Source organism: Pontivivens nitratireducens, from assembly GCF_014235845.1.
In the GTDB taxonomy this organism is placed as follows: Bacteria; Pseudomonadota; Alphaproteobacteria; order Rhodobacterales; family Rhodobacteraceae; genus Pontivivens; species Pontivivens nitratireducens.
This window is the reverse complement of sequence record NZ_JACJUQ010000002.1, coordinates 57,032-73,479: the sequence shown is the minus strand read 5'-3', so window position 1 is coordinate 73,479 and position 16,448 is coordinate 57,032. Positions and strand designations below refer to the sequence as shown.

Sequence of the window (16,448 nt, the reverse complement as noted above, 5' to 3'; positions counted from 1 at the left end):
CCCGCGCGGACTGCCAGCATCAGTTCAACCACCGTTTGCGACGCCGGTACGAACGCACATCGCGAAAGCTCTTGCGGCCCTCATCGCCAACGCCGAGATTTTCACGCAGATCGGTCGCTGGTCACGCACTTCCAGCCCCTTGTCCACCTGCTCCTGACCGTCGCCGATCGCCGACTTTGCGGAACAATTGTCCAGGACGTAGGCGATCTCCTCCGCCACGCCGTCCTGATAGATCGGAGCGGCAACACCACCGGCCCCGCAGAGGGCGGTCATCGTGACATACAACTCGGGCCGGTTCGGCCAAACTCCCTGTAAATTTTGCACTCAAAAAAAGCCGCCCCGGAGGGCGGCTTCGCATTGTCGATCAAAAAGTGATCAGGCGTCCACAGGCTCGCTCGTCAGCGCCTTGTTTGACCGGATTTCGATCTGTCGGGGCTTCAGCGCCTCGGGGACTTCACGAACCAGATCAATGATGAGCAGACCGTTTTCGGTCCGCGCCCCGCTCGCCCGAACGTGGTCGGCCAGTTGGAACCGCTTCTCGAACGCGCGGGTCGCTATCCCGCGGTGCAGGTAGCTGCGATCCTCGTCGTCGGTTTCCTTCTTGCCCGATACGACAAGCTGTCCGTCACGCGCCTCAATCGACAGTTCATCCTCCGCAAATCCCGCGACGGCGACCGTGATCGCGTAAGTGTCGTCACCGGTTTTTTCGATATTGTAAGGGGGATAACCAGTCTGGCCGTTGTCGGACACGGTGTCGAGCAAGTTGAACAGGCGGTCGAAACCGACAGTGGAACGGTAGAATGGCGAAAAGTCAGTATTACGCATGATGCATCCTTTCATAAGCGATACTATTGCTTGAGCCTTCCTTGCGCGGACAGGCCCGGTTCTGTGCGAGGCCCGGTCACCGGCACCTCACATCCCCTATTTGGGAAACCACCAATCGGTGTTCAAGAGGGTCTCACTCGCGTCCGAGCTGCTGCGCGATGCTGGAACCTGGGCGTCTGATGCCCCGATCCGCGTCCCCGTGCACGATGTCGGTCAGCACCGAATCGAGGGCCCCTTCGTCAATCGCGGCGCCATAGGCCACCTGCTGATCGCCGCCGCGCATCCCGATGGCCGACACGACCGACGATATCCGCGGCCGCCCGTTGCGCACAGTAAAGACCGGGCTGCCCGACGCGCCGAAGGTCACGTCGCAATCCATCACGACGAATCTGTCCTCGACGGCAATCGTGTCGCACGGCTCCTGAATCGAGGGGGCCTCGGGCCGGTCCGCCGCATAGGACACCACGACGATGGGATCACCCGCGCGCGGTCGCAATTCCCGCTCGAACGGATGAACCTCGTTGATCGGGGTCACCAGTTCCAGCACCGCGATGTCGGACGTGATCTGTCGTTCGCTCAATTCGCGCAGGGGGTCGTAACCGCGATGTACCATCACCCGTCGCACCCGGCGGTGCGCGATATAATCGCCGATATAGTATCCCGCGACGAAGTGCAGTGCATTTGGCCTGACCGGCAGGCGCGTCCGGTCGGAAAACACGCAATGGGCCGCCGTCAGCACCAGATCGGGCGCAATCAGCGTGGCGGTGCAGAACCCGCGGCCGTCGATGTTCAACCGCCCCACGGCGCGCCAGTCCGCCGCCTCGGTTCGCGACAGCAGCCTGCGCCCCTCGGCCTGTGCGGCACCGGCCCACAGCAACACTATCAACAGCACGTATCGCATGAACCCTCCGCCGCGCGACCTTGGCAGGCTGCGCCGGAGGGATCAATCGTTCTTGATGAGCGCGGGCGGTTTCGGGCCGCCTGTCGCCCAGTCGAGAAGTTCGACCGTGTGCACGACAGGCACGCCTGCTGCGGACCCGATCTGCATCATGCAACCGATATTGCCCGCTGCGATCACATCGGGCTGCGTTGCCTGCAGGGTTGCGACCTTGCGCGCCTTCAACTCGCCCGAAATCGCGGGTTGCATCAGGTTGTAGGTTCCGGCGGAACCGCAGCACAGATGCGGGTCGCGCGGCTCCACCACGGTAAAGCCCGCCTTTTTCAACAGCTTCTTCGGCGTATCCTTGATTTGCTGCCCATGTTGCAGCGAGCAGGCGGAATGATAGGTGACGCGCAGCGGTTCGGCGCGGGCGTTCAGGTCCAGTCCCTCCAGCACCTCCGAGATGTCGCGCGCGATGGCCGACACCCGCGCCGCATTCGCGGCCAGCGGATCGTTTCGGAACATGTGCCCGTAATCCTTGACCGTCGTGCCACAGCCGGAGGTGTTGATGACGATGGCGTCCAGCCCCTCGCCGTCCATCTCCGCCACCCAGGCCTTGATGTTCGCGGCGGCGGAGGCATGGCTCTGCCCCTCGCGGCCCATATGGTGGGTCAGCGCGCCACAACATCCCGCACCGCGCGCCACCACAACCTCGACCCCGTGCCGGCGCAGGATGCGGATCGTCGCGTCGTTGATATCGGTGTTCAGCGCCTTTTGCGCACATCCCGTCATCAGTGCCATCCGCTTGATCCGGGGCCCCTGCGCGGCGAAGGTCTGCGGCCGATCGTTGGGCGAGGGCGAGGGAATGTCGCGCGGCGCCATGTCCAGCATCGCCCGCAATCGCGGGTCCGGCATGAACCGTCGAAACGGCCGCCCCAGTCGCGCCAGCCCCAGTGCCGCACGAAACCGCCCTGAATAGGGCAGCACCTGCGCCAACGTCCAGCGCAATGCCCGGTCCATGAAGGGGCGTTTGTAGTTCTTTTCGATATAGGCGCGGCCATGATCGACCAGATGCATGTAATGCACCCCCGAGGGGCACGTGGTCATGCAGGCAAGGCAGCTGAGGCAGCGGTCGATATGCTTGACCGTCTTCGCGTCAGGGGTGCGTTCATTCTCCAGCATATCCTTGATCAGGTAGATGCGTCCGCGCGGGCTGTCCAACTCATCCCCCAGCACCTGATAGGTCGGGCATGTCGCGGTGCAAAAGCCGCAATGAACGCAACTGCGCAGAATCTCGTTCGAGCGTGCGATGGCCGGATCGGTGAGCTGCTCGGGGGTGAAGCTGGTCTGCATGTGACGCGATCCCTAGATCATCTTGCCGGAATTGAGGATGCCGCGCGGGTCGAATTGCGTGCGCAGACCCTGGCTGAGCCGTGCCACCGGCATCGGTTCGGGCTGGAACGCCCGCTTGTCGGTGCCGCGCATCAGCGTCGCGTGGCCGGGATATTCAGCGATGCGGTCGCGCAGCACGGTGCCCTGCGGCATGCGCAGCCACACCAGCCCGCCCTGCCAGTCGTAAAGGGCCGGATGCCCCCCCGCCGCCGCGACGACACGCGGTCCGTCGGATGGCTTTACGCAGATCCGCCAGATATCGCCCTGCCCGTCGCATAGCGGCCTCGCGTCCCGAATATCCGCCCATATCGCGGCGCTGTCATCCTCAATGATTTGCGCAGCACCCCGGCTCGACAAATCCTGTGACAGCGCCTGCGCACGGTAGCTGACGGATTGTTCCAGCCCCTCGATCCGAACCAAAGTACGCCCCGAGGCCGGATCATGCGCGGCACCTGAAACGTCGTAGGGGGATCGCATGGCCGCTGCCAGCAGGGCCACCGCCGCCCCGTCGTCCAGACCCGACCAGACCAGCGTGGCGACCGATTGCGGTTTGGGCAGGACCTTGAACGAAACCTCGCTCAGCACCCCTAGCGTGCCGTGACTGCCCGCCATCAGCTTGACCAGATCGTAGCCGGTGACGTTCTTCATCACCCGACCGCCATTCTTGACCACATGCCCCTCGCCGGTGACGAAGCGCACGCCGATCAGGCTGTCGCGACAGGCACCGACCTTTAACCGGCGCGGACCGGAGGCGTTCGTTGCCACCACGCCGCCGATGGTCGGTGTGCCTGTGGTGCCCAAAATGCCCTGGTGATCCATTGGTTCGAAGGGCAGCATCTGCCCCTCCGCCGCCAGCGCGGCCTCGACCTCGGCCAGAGGCGTGCCGGCCCGCGCCACCAGCGTCAGCGCCCCCGGATCGTATAGAGTGATGCCGCTGAGGCCGGATGTCTGCAACACCGCGTCCGCCCGAACCGGATTACCATAGGGGCGCGTGCCGCCGCCCCGGATGGCCAGCCGGGTCCGCTGCGCGTGGGCGGCGCGCACCATCTCGGCCAGCTGCTGCTCCGTATCGGGGGTCAGAACCGTGTCGGTCACGTCGTTCATGTCAAACTCCTGTCCCCGCCAGCAAGGGTGTGGAAAGCATCGCGCATCAAGCGATCGCCGCGTCCTGCGTCTGGCGCTGCGGAACATCCCGCGCCGCGCGCCGCGCCTCGGTCGCGTCCAGCGGAAACACCTTGGCCGGGTTCAGCAACCAACCGGGGTCGAAAACATCCTTCACCCGGACCTGCATTTCCAGATCGGCGGCGTCGAACTGCACGTGCATCAGGTCGCGTTTCTCGATCCCGACGCCGTGTTCGCCAGTCAGGCAGCCGCCGACCTCAACGCAGAGCTTCAGGATCTCGGCCCCCAGCGCCTCGCAGGTGTTCAGATCGCCGGGTTTGTTGGCGTCGAACAGGATCAGCGGATGCATGTTGCCGTCGCCCGCGTGAAAGACATTGGCCACGTCCAGACCGAACTCGGCCGACAATTCGCGGATGCGGCGCAGAACGAAGGGCAGTTCGCTGACCGGAATCGTCCCGTCCAGGCACATGTAATCGTTGATCTGCCCCATCGCGCCGAACGCGGCCTTGCGCCCGGCCCAGATCGCGGCGGATTCCGCCTCGGACTTGCTTTCGCGCATCTCGACCGGATCGTGCGTGGCAGCGATGGCCTTGATCTTGGCGAGTTGCTCGTCGATTTCGGCGTCCGAGCCTTCGACCTCGACGATCAGCAGGGCCTCGCAATCGGGATAGCCGGCCTGGGCGAACCGTTCGCAAGCTGCGATGCAGGGGCGGTCCATGAATTCGATGGCCACGGGCAGAAGGCCCGCGCGGATGATGTCGCTGACGCAGGCGCCCGCCACCTCGTTCGCGTCGAAGGCCAGCAGGATCGGGCGCGCGCCCTCCGGCTTCGCGATGATGCGCAGGGTCGCCTCCGTCACCACGCCCAACTGCCCTTCCGAGCCGCAGATCAGACCCAGCAGGTCGTAGCCGCCGGAATCCATGTGGGCACCGCCGATCTCGACGATCTCCCCCTCCATCGTGACCATTGTCACGCCCAGCAGATTGTTGGTCGTGACCCCGTATTTCAGGCAATGCGCCCCGCCGGAATTCATCGCGATATTGCCCGCGATGGCGCAGGCCAGCTGGCTGGAGGGATCGGGCGCGTAAAAGAACCCGTCCTGTTCGACCGCGCCGGTCACGCTCAGATTGGTCCGGCCGGTCTGCACGCGAATGAAGCGATTGTCGTAATCCGTCTCGATCACCTCGGTCAGCCGGGCCACGCCCAGAATGACCGCATCCGCCGTGGGCAAGGCCCCGCCCGCGAGTGAAGTGCCCGATCCGCGCGGCACAACCGGCACGGCCTCCTCATGACAGATGCGCAGCACCGCCGCGACCTGCGCGGTGGTGGCGGGCAGAACAGCGGCCAATGGCGGGCACTTATATGCGGTCAGCGCATCGCATTCATAGGCGCGAACCTCATTGTCGGAATGGATCACGGCCCCCTCCGGCAGAACCTGCTTCAGACGCGCGACCAGATGCGCCTTGCGCGCGATAATGGCCTGATTTGGGTCCGGCATCTGCATGTTACATTCCCCCGTTCCGCGAATTGGTCCAGATGTATGACCAATTCCAGCACACGACCAGCCATTTCCGGCCTATGCCCGGCCCAATTCCGGTGTAGCCCGCCTTTGCGCGCATCGCCGCTTTCCGATGCTCATTGCTCAGCTTACTATCAAACCGATGTGAAGGAAGGTCAGACAATGCAAATCGACGTGAATATCCTGCTGAACAGCTTCGATCTGCTCGACCTTGTGGCACTGGCGCTCTTCTGGTCATGCTGGCTGACAACGACCTTCCTGATCGAGAGGGATAACGCGAAGCGCCCCTCCGTTCACGTCCTGATGAAGCGTCATCGGTATCGCTGGATGGAGGAGATGGCCGCCCGCGACGTGCGCATCTTCGACAGCGCGATCCTTGCCAGTATCCAGCAGAGCACCGCGTTCTTCGGCTCCACCACCTTGCTGGTGATCGGGGGGATCGTCGCGATTCTGGGCAAGCCCGAAACCTTGCTGTCTGCGGGTGAGGGCCTGATGCCGGACTGGTCCAGCCAGACCTTGCAACTGGAATTGCTGATGGTTCTGGGGATCGCGTTCTATGCGTTCCTGAAATTCGTGTGGTCCAACCGACTGTTCAGCTATTGCGCCGTGGTCATGGCATCCATGCCCAATGACGGCACCGTGCCCGAGGCCGGGCGTATCGCGATCCGCGCCGCGCGGCTCAATTCCTACGCGGCCCGCAGCTTCAACCGGGGTTTGCGGGGGATCTACTATGCGTTGACAGCCATGGCCTGGGTGCTGGGCGCGGAGGCGTTGATCGTGGCGACCGTGGTCACGACGGCTGTGCTGATCCGGCGGGAGTTCTTCTCCCGCTCACGCAAAGCGCTGATCGCCAGCTAGCGGCTCTCGATCCGCCATGCGCCCAGGATCAGCGCGGCTGTCAGCAAGAGCATCAGCCATGCCGGGGCCAGCGGGGTCAGGCTGACATTCTCAACCGTGTAGGCATCGCGGTCAGCCAGTCCCAGCCAGCCGCGCCCGGCGGCGTTGCGCCCCTCGCGCACGCGCCGCAGATCGGGAACACCGTCCGAGACGCGGATCGCACCGCCATCGGTCGCGTCGATCAACGGTTTCAGAACTTCGTCGGTGGACAGGGCGTTCTCGAACTCCTTGGGCGCGGCATTGCCAACCGCCGCGACGCCGGTGACATCGCCATCGCGCAATCGCCATAGTCCTTGAACAGGGTCCTCGATGCGGACCTCCCAGCGACCGGGCCCGACCTCGACCATCTGCGGCGTCAAGATCGTTTCGTCCGGGGCCGTCAGTTCCAATGTCGGCGCTACGTCACCCAAAGTGCGCCGCGTGACCAACAGATCGCCGCTTACCTCATCCCCCAACAGGACTTCTTCCTCCAGCTCAGGCTCCTGCATCAGCCAGTGAGCCAGCCGCCGCAACAATTCCACCTGCGGACCGCCCCCCTCGTATCCGCGCGCCCACAACCATGCGTGATCCGAGGCGAGCATCGCGATCCGCCCCTGCCCCGGCCTGTCCAGGATCAGCAGGGGTCTGCCGTCCGGCCCCTCCATCACCGTATCGCCAGCGGTCTGTTCCAGGTCGATCAACCGGAACCACCGGCCCCAGCCGGGCACACCATCGACCGCCGGGCGCGGAGCGTAATCCTCCAATCCCGCCGTGACGGGATGGCGGGCACCAAGCTCGGATATACGGGGCAGATAGCCCTCCTCGATCACCCGCGCGGTGGGATCGGCCGGCAGCACCCGCGCCAACGGCGTACGCCACAGGCTCTCCACCCCGGCAAAGGCAGGACCCGATGCGACGAGGACCGCGCCGCCATCCTCCACATACCGGGCGATATTGTCCAGATAGGACGGCGGCAGAACGCCCCGGCGTCGGTAGCGGTCAAAGATGATCAGATCGAATTCGTCGATCTTCTCCATGAACAATTCGCGGGTGGGAAAGGCGATCAGGCTCATCTCGAACACCGGCACGCCGTCCTGTTTCGAGGGGGGGCGCAGAATGGTGAAATGCACCAGATCGACCGCTGCGTCGGATTTCAGCAGGTTGCGCCATGTCCGCCCCCCTGCGTGCGGCTCACCCGAGACGAGCAGGACCCGCAGCCGGTCGCGAATGCCGTTGATCTCGATCAGGGCGGTATTGTTGCGCGACGTCAACTCTCCCGCCCCCTCCGCGACCGAGGCTTGCAGCACGTTCATGCCGCCGCGCGCGATCGGCACGTCGAAGGTAATGTCCTCTCCTACCGGGACGGACAGGCGCAGCACGTCCTCACCGTCCAAGCTGATCGACAGGGTCACCGCATCGCGGTCGCGCGGAACGAAACCCAGTTCGTCGACGCGCAAGGCCATCTGCACCGTTTCCCCCACGATGCCAAAGGCAGGTGCGGCCACGACCGACAGCTTGCGGTCCCATTCGCGCGGCTGACCCGTCAGGACCAGATGCAGTGGCGCGTCCAGTCCGGGCGCGTCGGCCATGTCGTGAACCTGTCCGTCGCTGAGCAGGATCGCCCCCGCGATCCGGTCAGGCGCGACCCCGGCGAGCGCGTCGGACAGCGCGCGCATGGCCAGGGTTCCGCGCCCTTCATCTGCGCCGGTTGCGTCGCCCACCTCGACCCGCCGCCATTCCAGCGGCGCATCCGGGTCCAAGGACAGCGCATCGAGCGAGGCCGAAAGCTCCTCCTCCGCCCGCGCGATCTGGTCGGGCCGCATGCCGAGGCTCTGACTGTCCGAGCGATCCACCAGCAGGAACGCGATATCGGTCAGCGGCGCACGGTCCTCTTCCTTCAGGCTCGGCCCGCTCAGCGCCAGCAACAGGACCAACCCTCCCAAGCCGCGCAGCGCCCATCCTGCAAGCCGCATCCACGCCGCGTAAAGGCACAGCGCGGTCAGCCCGCCTGCCAGTGCCACGATCACCACCATCGAAACCAGAGGGGAAAATACCACGCCGCTCATTGTCCCAACCTTTCCAGCAAGGCAGGCACGTGTACCTGATCCGATTTGTAGTTCCCGGTCATCACATACATCACCAGATTGACGCCGAAGCGCAGGGCCATTTCGCGCTGACGCTCCCCCGGCACACCGCGTCCGACGGGGCGGATGAAATTGCCCAGATCGTCCACCGCCCAGGCGCTGGCCCAGTCATTGCCGCCGATGATAACCGGGCTGACACCATCATTGAGGTTGCGAAACGGCACGCCGTCCACATCCTCGGGGGCGAAGGATGCCTCCGCCCAGACGGGTGCGCCGACATAACGGCCCGGAAAATCGTCGAGCAGGTAGAACGCCCGCGTCATCACGTGATCCGGCGGGATCCGCTCCAATGGTGGCAGGTCGAGTTGTCCGGCAAGGCGGCGCAACTGCGCATTTCCCGGCCCCTCGGCCCCGACGGCCAGATGGGTGTCGCGGGTGTCGAACAGGATCATGCCACCGGTGCGCAAATAGGTGTTGATGCGGGCGACCGCCTCGGGCCCCGGCGGGGCCTGCGCGTCGGTCACGGGCCAGTACAGCATAGGATAGAAGGCCAGTTCATCCCGCTCGATATCCACGGCGACCGGCTCCGCCGGTTCGATGGCCGTGCGCCGGGCCAGAACCAGCGACAGGCCCGACAATCCAGCGCGACTGATCCTGTCCACCTCTGCGTCCCCGGTGCGCACATAGGCCAGAACCGTTTCGGACGTGGCATAGATCGCACGGGGATCGTCGCGCACCGCCTGCGTCTCAACTGCCTGCGTATCCACATTCTGCGCCTGCACATCCTGCGCACCCATCACGAACAGAAGGGCCAACCCGCCAAGACCCGCCCGCGCCGCCGGTCGCAGCCGCCCGCCCAGCGCCAGCGTCGCCAGAATATCCAGCATCAGTGCCAACATCGCCCCGCTCAGGAACAGGCCCGTCAGGTCCCGCTCCGCCCGAACGGTATAGCCGCGCGTCGCGGTGCCCGCAGGCAAGTCCAGACGCTGCAGCGCTGTCGCATCGCGCATGACGTTATAGGCATGCCCCCGCACACCGGCGCGGTACAGCCCCGGCGGCGCGTCCGGCCCCGGCGCCTGCGCCAACCTGGCACCTGCAACGCCTGCGATCCGGTCGGCGTCCGTGACCTCCCCCATGCCGTCGAGAACCCGTTCAGGGGTCCAGATCGCACCTTCGAGTGCGGCCTCGCCCCGCTCCCCGGATTGGGCAACCCGTGCGATCCGGTCGAGCATCTGCAGAAACAGACCTGACAAAGGCAGGCTGGACCAGCGCGGTGTCGCCGTCACGTGGAACAGGATCACCCGGCCGCGTCCCTCATCCCGGGCGGTGACCAGAGGGGTGCCGTCCTCCAGCGCCACCAGCGTGCGATCCGCCAGATCGGGATCGGGCTGCGCCATGACCTGTGAAACGACGTCCACATCCTCGGGCAAATCCAGACCATCGAACAGGGTGCCCTGCGGAAAGGGCCGCAACCGCTTGGGGTCGCCCCATGACATCGCACCGCCCAGCGACCGGCCCCCCTCGCGCAGACGCACGGGCAGAAGGCTGTCCCTGACCATTTGTCCGGTGGCACTGGCCGCCATGCGGGGTCCGGCGAAGCGGACCAGCAGACCGCCCTCACGCACCCAATCCTCCAGACCTGACCTCTCCTCCTCCGAGAAGTTCGCCACATCGGCCAGCATCACGATATCGGGGCTCGCATCCAGCACCTCGGCCAGGGGTGGCTCGACAAGTTCGGCCACAGGCTGGAGCGCGGTGCGCAGATAATGCAGTGGAGCCGTCAGCGATTGCGCCTCACCGCTGCGCCCCCCCGCGACGAGGGCGATGCGGCGGCGCTGCAACGCGTCATCCGTCAGGACGGTCGCCCCCGCGGATTTGTAAGGCGCAGAAAGCGTCAGCCTGCTGACGCGGTTGCGCAGTTCCAGCGGCAGGTCTATCGCCACGCGCGTTACCTCATCCCCCGGCGCCAGAATCTGCCCGACCTGATCCAGCACACGCTCGATACCCGCTGCATCGGTTCCGATCACCTGAACGGATACCTCCTGTGCGGGGGCACCGGGGGCCCGCAGGATATGCGTCACCAATTGACCGTCCTCGAACATCGCAGGGGCCAGCGCCAACGCCACATCCTCCGGCAGGACAACCTCCACCGGGCCACGAGCGGAGAGGGCCTCGACCAGATTGTCCGCCTCACCCAAACCGTCGCTGATCCAGATGCTTGCGCCGATATCGCCCATCTCATCCAGCCGCGCAGCGAAGGCCGCGCGGTCCGGGGCCCAGCCCGCAGGCCGCATGGTGTCGAGGACACCGGCCCAATCCGCAGCGGCCCTAGGTGCCAGATCAGGCGCGGCATCGGAGAGGGAGACCAGGTGCACCGCCCGACCGGCACGATCCGCGCGATCCAGGATCTGGCGAACCTCGCCCTGCCGGGCGCTCCAATCCGGGGCGCTGGCACAGCCGCCATCCATCACGATCAGCAACGGCCCGTCCGCCCGCTCCGGTGCGGGGGCGGGGTTCAGCAGCGGCCCGGCCAGCCCCAATATGGCCAGCGCCAGAACCGCCATGCGCAACGCCAGCAGCCACCACGGCGTGCGCGCGGGTGTCCGCTCCGTATCCTTCAGCCCGAACAGCAGCGAGATGCCGGGAAACGCCCGACGCATCGGCGCGGGCGGTGTCGCCCGCAGCAACCACCACAGCACCGGCAGGGCGAGCAGAGCCGCCAGCAACGCGGGCGTCACGAATCCGATTGCGCCAAAGCTCATCATATCAGCGCCGCTCCCCCTCGATCACGCGGTGCAGCCACAACAGCGCTCGGCTGGCCGGTTCCTGCACACGGTGAGTGGCAAAGGACCACCCCGCGCTGCGGGACCGCGCGCGCAGCATGTCACGCCGCGCCGCCAGCTTTGCCCGGTATCCATCGCGCAGGGCGCGCGCCCGCTCCGCCTCGAACGACAGGGCACCGGACATCGAGCGGAACTCCGTCCGTCCGTCGAAGGGGAACGTCTCCTCGCTCTCATCCGTGATCTGCAACAGAACGACGCGCTGCCCTTGCGCCGCCAAGGCGTCCAGCGCAGGCATTAGCAGGGGGTCCGGTGCCAGAAAATCCGAGAGGGCAACCAGCAGACCGCGCCGTCCGTCAGGCATGGCGGGGACGCAATAATCCTCATGCGGCGTCATACCGCTCAACAATCCGGCGATGCGGTCCACCTGCCCCCGCCCCGCACCCGGCGGCAGATCGGGAGCGGCCAGGCCGACACGCTCCCCCCCGCGCACCAGCAGCAGCGACAGGGCACACGCCAGGACGGCGGCTCGGGTCCGCTTGCTTTCCCCGTGTTCGGGGTAGTCCATGGACAGCGCCGGATCGACGTTCAGCGTCACGGTCTGCGCCGCCGACCACTCCGTCTGGCGGACGAATGCGGTATCGGACCGGCCCGAACGGCGCCAGTCAATCGCACCCGCGGCATCACCGGGGATCGCCTGCCTGTATTGCCAGAACTCCTCGCCTATGCCGGCCCGTCGGCGGCCATGTTCGCCCAGCACGACTGTCGCGGCCAACCGTTCGGCCCGCGCCAACAGGGGCGGCAGGGCACCCGCCGCGCGTCTTGCCGCGCCTTGCAGATTATCTGATGGACCGGATCGCATCGTCACGCTGCGGCAGCCGTGCCAAGCTCCCGCTCGACCAGACGGGCGATCAGATCGGGCAACTGCACACCCTCCGCCCTGGCGGCGTAGTTCAGCGCCATGCGATGCGTCAGAACCGGCCCGGCGAGAGCAGCGACATCCGACAGATCGGGTGCGAGGCGATTGTCGAGCAAGGCCCGCGCCCGCACCCCCAGCATCAGCGCCTGCGCCGCGCGTGGCCCCGGCCCCCACGCGACCGCGTCGGTCAGATCGCTTGCGGCACCGGAATCCGGTCGCGCCGCGCGCACCAGATCGAGGATCGATTCAACCACCGCTTCGCCCACCGGCATCCGGCGCAGCATCGACTGCATCGCCATCAGGTCGGGCGTGTTCAAGACCGGCTCCAGCACGGCGCTTTCAGCGCCGGTGGTCGCCAGCAGGATTGCGCGTTCATCGTCACGGTCGGGATAGCTCACGTCGATCTGGAACAGGAACCGATCCAGCTGCGCCTCGGGCAATGGATATGTACCCTCCTGCTCGATCGGGTTCTGGGTGGCCAGCACATGGAACGGGGCGGGCAGGTCGCGGCGCATCCCGGCCACGCTGACGTGATGTTCCTGCATCGCCTGCAACAGGGCCGATTGCGTGCGGGGGCCGGCGCGGTTGATCTCATCCGCCATCAGAAGCTGGCAGAAAACCGGCCCCTTGATGAAACGGAACGCGCGGCCGCCATCGGGCGCTGTCTCCAGCACCTCCGCGCCCAGAATGTCCGAGGGCATCAGATCCGGCGTGAACTGCACCCGGTTTGCGTCCAGCCCCAGCACGGTGCCCAGCGTTTCGACCAGCAGCGTCTTGGCCAGGCCCGGCGCGCCGACCAGCAGGCCGTGCCCGCCTGAAAGGATCGCCGCCAGTGCCAGATCCACCACATCCGCCTGACCGATGACCCGCCGCGCGACCATCTCTCGCACCTGCGACAGACGCGCTCCCGCCTGCTCGATCTCGATCAGAAGTGAATCGCTCATACTGCATCCCCTGTTTTGCGCGGAATAAGACCTACTATGTATAGAACACGTAATCTGACTGCACCGAAAGGCACGGACCCGTGAACAGTGAAAAAGCCGAAACAGCCAAACCCAGCGCCGATGGCATCATCAGCGCCGTAAAGCGCGCCGCACCGCGCGGAATTCCGCCGGTCGAGAAATGGGATCCGCCCTTTTGCGGCGATCTGGACATGCGCATCGCGCGGGACGGAACGTGGTTCTACCTTGGCACGCCCATCGGACGCAAACCGCTGGTCAAGCTGTTCTCCTCGATCCTGAAGAAGGAGGGCGACGACTATTTCCTCGTCACCCCGGTCGAGAAGGTCGGCATCACGGTCGAGGACGCGCCCTTCGTTGCCGTCGATTTCAGTGTCGAGGGGGAGGGCAAGGACACCACCATCACCTTTTCCACCCATGTCGGGGACACGGCAACCGCAGGCCCCGACCATGCGATGCGAATCGTCCGCGACCCCGAAACCGGTGAACCGTCGCCCTATATCAACATCCGCCGCAATCTGGATGCGCTGATAGATCGCAAGAGTTTCTATCGCCTCGTCGATATCGGGGTTGCGCATCAGGTCGAAGGCGAAGACTGGTTCGGGGTCTGGTCCGAAGGCGTGTTCTTCCCCTTCATACCGGTGTCGGAACTGAAATAGATTTCACAGGTGTATCATGCGTTCTTTCGTTGTGTTTATGGCAGCCGCCGCGCTTGCTGGTTGCGCTGTACCGCCCCAGAACACCGCGACCCCCGGCCGTGAGGCTGCGGGCACGGTGTTGCTGGCCCGATCCGGCCTGATCGTGGAGGATTCGCGCGACAGCCTGCTGGCGTTCGGCACGGCGCTGCCGTCAGTCGAAATGCGCGTGACCCCGATCCTGGGCCCGGTGGTGACCCGCACGACCCGTGTGGATTGCGGCCCCGCGCCGGTGTCCCTGATCGCGTTCCAGGATATCACCCTCATCGCGCGCGACGGGCAGCTTGCGGGCTGGATGACAGATGAGGACGGCTTGCGCACCGATGCAGGCATCGGCCTGGGCAGTACCGAAACCTCCCTCACCGCCGCTTACAAAACAGAATACACCCTGGATGCGCTGGATCGGGAGTTCGACGCGGAGGGATTTCACGGCACCGTCCGGAACGGGCGGGTCAGCAGCATGTGGGCCGGAACGTCCTGCCCGTCATGACGGCGATCAGCGGTGGGGGGCATATGCCCCCTGCCCTCGCAGCGCTACCATCCCTCTTCAGCTGTCGAGATATTCGGCAAATTCGTTCAGAACGGTCTTGTAGACAGGGCGTTTGAACGGAACGATCGCGGCGATCATCTCCTCTGGCGTCATCCAGCGCCAGTCGGAAAATTCAGGATGATCGACCGCGATGTCGATCACATCCTCCCCCGCATCCAGCCGGATCAGATACCAGATCTGTTTCTGCCCGCGAAACCGGCCGCCCCAGCGGTTGGGAATCACATCGCGCGGCAGATCATAGAAATGCCAGTTGGCTGTCCGGGCCAGAACCGTGACATGCTGCGGTTGAACGCCGGTTTCCTCCTCCAACTCGCGCAGGGCGGCGGCCTGAGGCTCCTCACCGTCGTCGATGCCGCCTTGAGGCGCCTGCCATGCGCCGGCGGCGCCGTGCATACGCGCCCCCGCGAACAGCCGTCCCGCACCGTCCGTCAGCATGACGCCGACGCACGGGCGATACGGCAGGGCCGCGATATCATCGTCGCTCAACATCACCGATCCGAATACACGGACAACCCCTTGAGGATGTCGAGTGCATAGGCGAGTTGGAAATCGTCATCGCGCAGCAGTGCGTCCGCTTCTAGGCGCGCGCGTTCCTCCTCCAGCTGTTGCAATTCCTCGGGCGTCAGGCTGTCATTGCGGATCGAGCCGCGCAGGTCAGCCTCGGATCGGCGGGGGATAACGCCGTCTTCCTCAACCTCGCTGGCCAGACGTTGTCCGACGATGACGTCCGGCTCGATGCCCAGCGCCTGAATGCTGCGCCCCGACGGGGTGTAATAGCGCGCCGTGGTCAGACGCATCGCGCCGTTCCCCTGCAACGGCATGATCGTCTGGACGGACCCTTTGCCGAAGCTTTTCTCACCCACGATGATCGCCCGCCGGTGATCCTGCAACGCCCCCGCCACGATTTCGGAGGCGGAGGCCGAACCGCCGTTGATCAGCACGACCATCGGCAGCCCCTGCGCCAGATCGCCCGCACTCGCATTGTAGCGGTCGCTGTCCGCCGCGGTGCGCCCGCGAGTGGATACGATCTCCCCCTGCTCCAGAAACGCGTCGGAAACATAAACTGCCTGATCCAGCAAGCCACCGGGATTGTTGCGCAGATCCAGAACGACACCGCGCACGTTGTCGATGCCGCCCAGTTCCTCGACCTGTGCGGCCATCTCCGCCTCCAGATTGGCGAAGGTCTGCTGGTTGAAGGTGGTGACGCGCAGAACGATCGCCCCCGACTCTACCCTGCCCCGCACGGCGCGGATCTGGATGGTGTCGCGGATGATGCTGACCTCGAACGGTTCGACGCCCTCACGCACGACGGTGATGACGATCTCCGATCCGACGGGGCCACGCATCAGATCCACCGCCTCGTTCAGGTTCAGGCCCAGCACGCTTTCACCATCGACGTGTGTGATGAAGTCGCCCGCCTCGATCCCGGCCTCCGCCGCCGGGGTGTCGTCGATGGGAGAGACCACCTTGACGAAACCGTCCTCCTGCGTGACCTCGATGCCCAGACCGCCAAATTCACCGCGCGTCTGTTCGCGCATGTCGGTGAAATCATCCGGCGGCAGATAGCTGGAATGCGGGTCAAGCGATGTCAGCATCCCGTTGATCGCATTTTCGATCAGCTCACGGTCGTCCACTTCCTCGACGTAATCGGCCCGCACCCGCTCGAAAATATTTCCGAACAGGTCGAGATACTCGTAGGTCGAGCGCGGTCTGGTGTCGTCTTGCGCCAGCAGGGGAGCGGCCAGTTGCGTTGTCGCCAGTACACCTGCCAGCGCCCCCGCGACCCCCGCTACGAACATCTTGTTCATGGATTTCTTCCCCAATGTCTTTTTTCTCAATTTTCTCAC

At 65.4% G+C, this 16,448-nt stretch carries 14 protein-coding genes and 2 pseudogenes; 3 read left to right on the top strand and 13 right to left on the bottom strand.

Annotation, left to right across the window (positions count from 1 at the left end; translation table 11 throughout):
* Window positions 1–19: 19 nt before the first annotated feature.
* The 7 genes and pseudogenes from H1S03_RS17755 to H1S03_RS03115 form a co-directional block, all read right to left on the bottom strand.
* Window positions 20–121 (bottom strand): annotated as a pseudogene (locus H1S03_RS17755) (ABC transporter ATP-binding protein); the annotation flags it as partial.
* Between the two features lie 38 nt (window positions 122–159).
* Window positions 160–273: pseudogene (locus tag H1S03_RS17620) on the bottom strand (hypothetical protein); the annotation flags it as partial.
* A 102-nt stretch (window positions 274–375) separates the two neighbouring features.
* The gene (locus tag H1S03_RS03135; protein ID WP_166192668.1) at window positions 376–825 is read right to left on the bottom strand and encodes an Hsp20 family protein; all 450 of its coding nucleotides are present in this window, start codon (window positions 823–825) and stop codon (window positions 376–378) included.
* Between the two features lie 133 nt (window positions 826–958).
* A complete protein-coding gene (locus tag H1S03_RS03130; protein ID WP_185803121.1) occupies window positions 959–1,726 on the bottom strand; it encodes a trypsin-like serine peptidase in 768 nt (255 codons plus the stop codon).
* A gap of 42 nt (window positions 1,727–1,768) precedes the next feature.
* On the bottom strand, window positions 1,769–3,058 hold the full coding sequence (gene glcF / locus H1S03_RS03125; protein ID WP_185803120.1) for a glycolate oxidase subunit GlcF: 1,290 nt from the start codon (window positions 3,056–3,058) through the stop codon (window positions 1,769–1,771).
* Between the two features lie 12 nt (window positions 3,059–3,070).
* Window positions 3,071–4,177 (bottom strand): glycolate oxidase subunit GlcE, encoded by a 1,107-nt coding sequence (gene glcE, locus H1S03_RS03120; RefSeq protein ID WP_185803340.1) that lies wholly within the window; start codon window positions 4,175–4,177, stop codon window positions 3,071–3,073.
* A gap of 70 nt (window positions 4,178–4,247) precedes the next feature.
* The gene (locus tag H1S03_RS03115; protein ID WP_185803119.1) at window positions 4,248–5,723 is read right to left on the bottom strand and encodes an FAD-linked oxidase C-terminal domain-containing protein; all 1,476 of its coding nucleotides are present in this window, start codon (window positions 5,721–5,723) and stop codon (window positions 4,248–4,250) included.
* A 177-nt stretch (window positions 5,724–5,900) separates the two neighbouring features.
* On the opposite strand from H1S03_RS03115, the gene H1S03_RS03110 reads away from it, so the two are divergent.
* Window positions 5,901–6,596, top strand: a complete 696-nt coding sequence (locus tag H1S03_RS03110) for a DUF599 domain-containing protein (RefSeq protein WP_166192681.1) — start codon at window positions 5,901–5,903, stop codon at window positions 6,594–6,596.
* Here the strand turns inward: H1S03_RS03110 and H1S03_RS03105 are convergent.
* The 4 genes from H1S03_RS03105 to H1S03_RS03090 are packed head-to-tail and all read right to left on the bottom strand — an operon-like array spanning window position 6,593 to window position 13,341.
* Window positions 6,593–8,680, bottom strand: coding sequence for a hypothetical protein (locus H1S03_RS03105; RefSeq protein ID WP_185803118.1), 2,088 nt, complete (start codon window positions 8,678–8,680; stop codon window positions 6,593–6,595). The two genes, H1S03_RS03110 and H1S03_RS03105, sit on opposite strands and share 4 nt — an antisense overlap.
* Window positions 8,677–11,463 carry a DUF4159 domain-containing protein gene (locus tag H1S03_RS03100; protein ID WP_185803117.1) on the bottom strand — a complete coding sequence of 929 codons (2,787 nt, stop codon included), beginning with the start codon at window positions 11,461–11,463 and terminating at the stop codon, window positions 8,677–8,679. Before H1S03_RS03100 ends, H1S03_RS03105 begins: the two co-directional genes overlap by 4 nt.
* Before the next feature lies 1 nt (window position 11,464).
* The gene (locus tag H1S03_RS03095; protein WP_185803116.1) at window positions 11,465–12,340 is read right to left on the bottom strand and encodes a DUF58 domain-containing protein; all 876 of its coding nucleotides are present in this window, start codon (window positions 12,338–12,340) and stop codon (window positions 11,465–11,467) included.
* Window positions 12,341–12,342: 2 nt separating this feature from the next.
* On the bottom strand, window positions 12,343–13,341 hold the full coding sequence (locus H1S03_RS03090) for an AAA family ATPase (RefSeq protein ID WP_185803115.1): 999 nt from the start codon (window positions 13,339–13,341) through the stop codon (window positions 12,343–12,345).
* Between the two features lie 80 nt (window positions 13,342–13,421).
* Here H1S03_RS03090 and H1S03_RS03085 point away from each other — a divergent pair, with 80 nt between their 5' ends.
* Window positions 13,422–14,015, top strand: a complete 594-nt coding sequence (locus tag H1S03_RS03085) for a DUF1285 domain-containing protein (protein WP_185803114.1) — start codon at window positions 13,422–13,424, stop codon at window positions 14,013–14,015.
* A 16-nt stretch (window positions 14,016–14,031) separates the two neighbouring features.
* Window positions 14,032–14,541 carry a hypothetical protein gene (locus H1S03_RS03080; protein WP_185803113.1) on the top strand — a complete coding sequence of 170 codons (510 nt, stop codon included), beginning with the start codon at window positions 14,032–14,034 and terminating at the stop codon, window positions 14,539–14,541.
* Window positions 14,542–14,598: 57 nt separating this feature from the next.
* Here the strand turns inward: H1S03_RS03080 and H1S03_RS03075 are convergent, their stop codons facing one another.
* Complete coding sequence (locus H1S03_RS03075) at window positions 14,599–15,087, bottom strand: RNA pyrophosphohydrolase (protein WP_185803339.1); 489 nt, start codon at window positions 15,085–15,087, stop codon at window positions 14,599–14,601.
* 2 nt (window positions 15,088–15,089) lie between these two features.
* The gene (locus tag H1S03_RS03070) at window positions 15,090–16,409 is read right to left on the bottom strand and encodes a S41 family peptidase (protein WP_185803112.1); all 1,320 of its coding nucleotides are present in this window, start codon (window positions 16,407–16,409) and stop codon (window positions 15,090–15,092) included.
* Window positions 16,410–16,448 lie beyond the last annotated feature (39 nt).

Coding starts and splice junctions, on each gene's coding strand:
- H1S03_RS03080 (WP_185803113.1), top strand. CDS start 14,032: ATGCGTTCTTTCGTTGTGTTTATGGCAGCCGCCGCGCTTGCTGGTTGC.
- H1S03_RS03115 (WP_185803119.1), bottom strand. CDS start 5,723: ATGCAGATGCCGGACCCAAATCAGGCCATTATCGCGCGCAAGGCGCAT.
- H1S03_RS03130 (WP_185803121.1), bottom strand. CDS start 1,726: ATGCGATACGTGCTGTTGATAGTGTTGCTGTGGGCCGGTGCCGCACAG.
- H1S03_RS03110 (WP_166192681.1), top strand. CDS start 5,901: ATGCAAATCGACGTGAATATCCTGCTGAACAGCTTCGATCTGCTCGAC.
- H1S03_RS03090 (WP_185803115.1), bottom strand. CDS start 13,341: ATGAGCGATTCACTTCTGATCGAGATCGAGCAGGCGGGAGCGCGTCTG.
- H1S03_RS03135 (WP_166192668.1), bottom strand. CDS start 825: ATGCGTAATACTGACTTTTCGCCATTCTACCGTTCCACTGTCGGTTTC.
- H1S03_RS03105 (WP_185803118.1), bottom strand. CDS start 8,680: ATGAGCGGCGTGGTATTTTCCCCTCTGGTTTCGATGGTGGTGATCGTG.
- glcF (WP_185803120.1), bottom strand. CDS start 3,058: ATGCAGACCAGCTTCACCCCCGAGCAGCTCACCGATCCGGCCATCGCA.
- H1S03_RS03100 (WP_185803117.1), bottom strand. CDS start 11,463: ATGATGAGCTTTGGCGCAATCGGATTCGTGACGCCCGCGTTGCTGGCG.
- H1S03_RS03095 (WP_185803116.1), bottom strand. CDS start 12,340: ATGCGATCCGGTCCATCAGATAATCTGCAAGGCGCGGCAAGACGCGCG.
- H1S03_RS03070 (WP_185803112.1), bottom strand. CDS start 16,409: ATGAACAAGATGTTCGTAGCGGGGGTCGCGGGGGCGCTGGCAGGTGTA.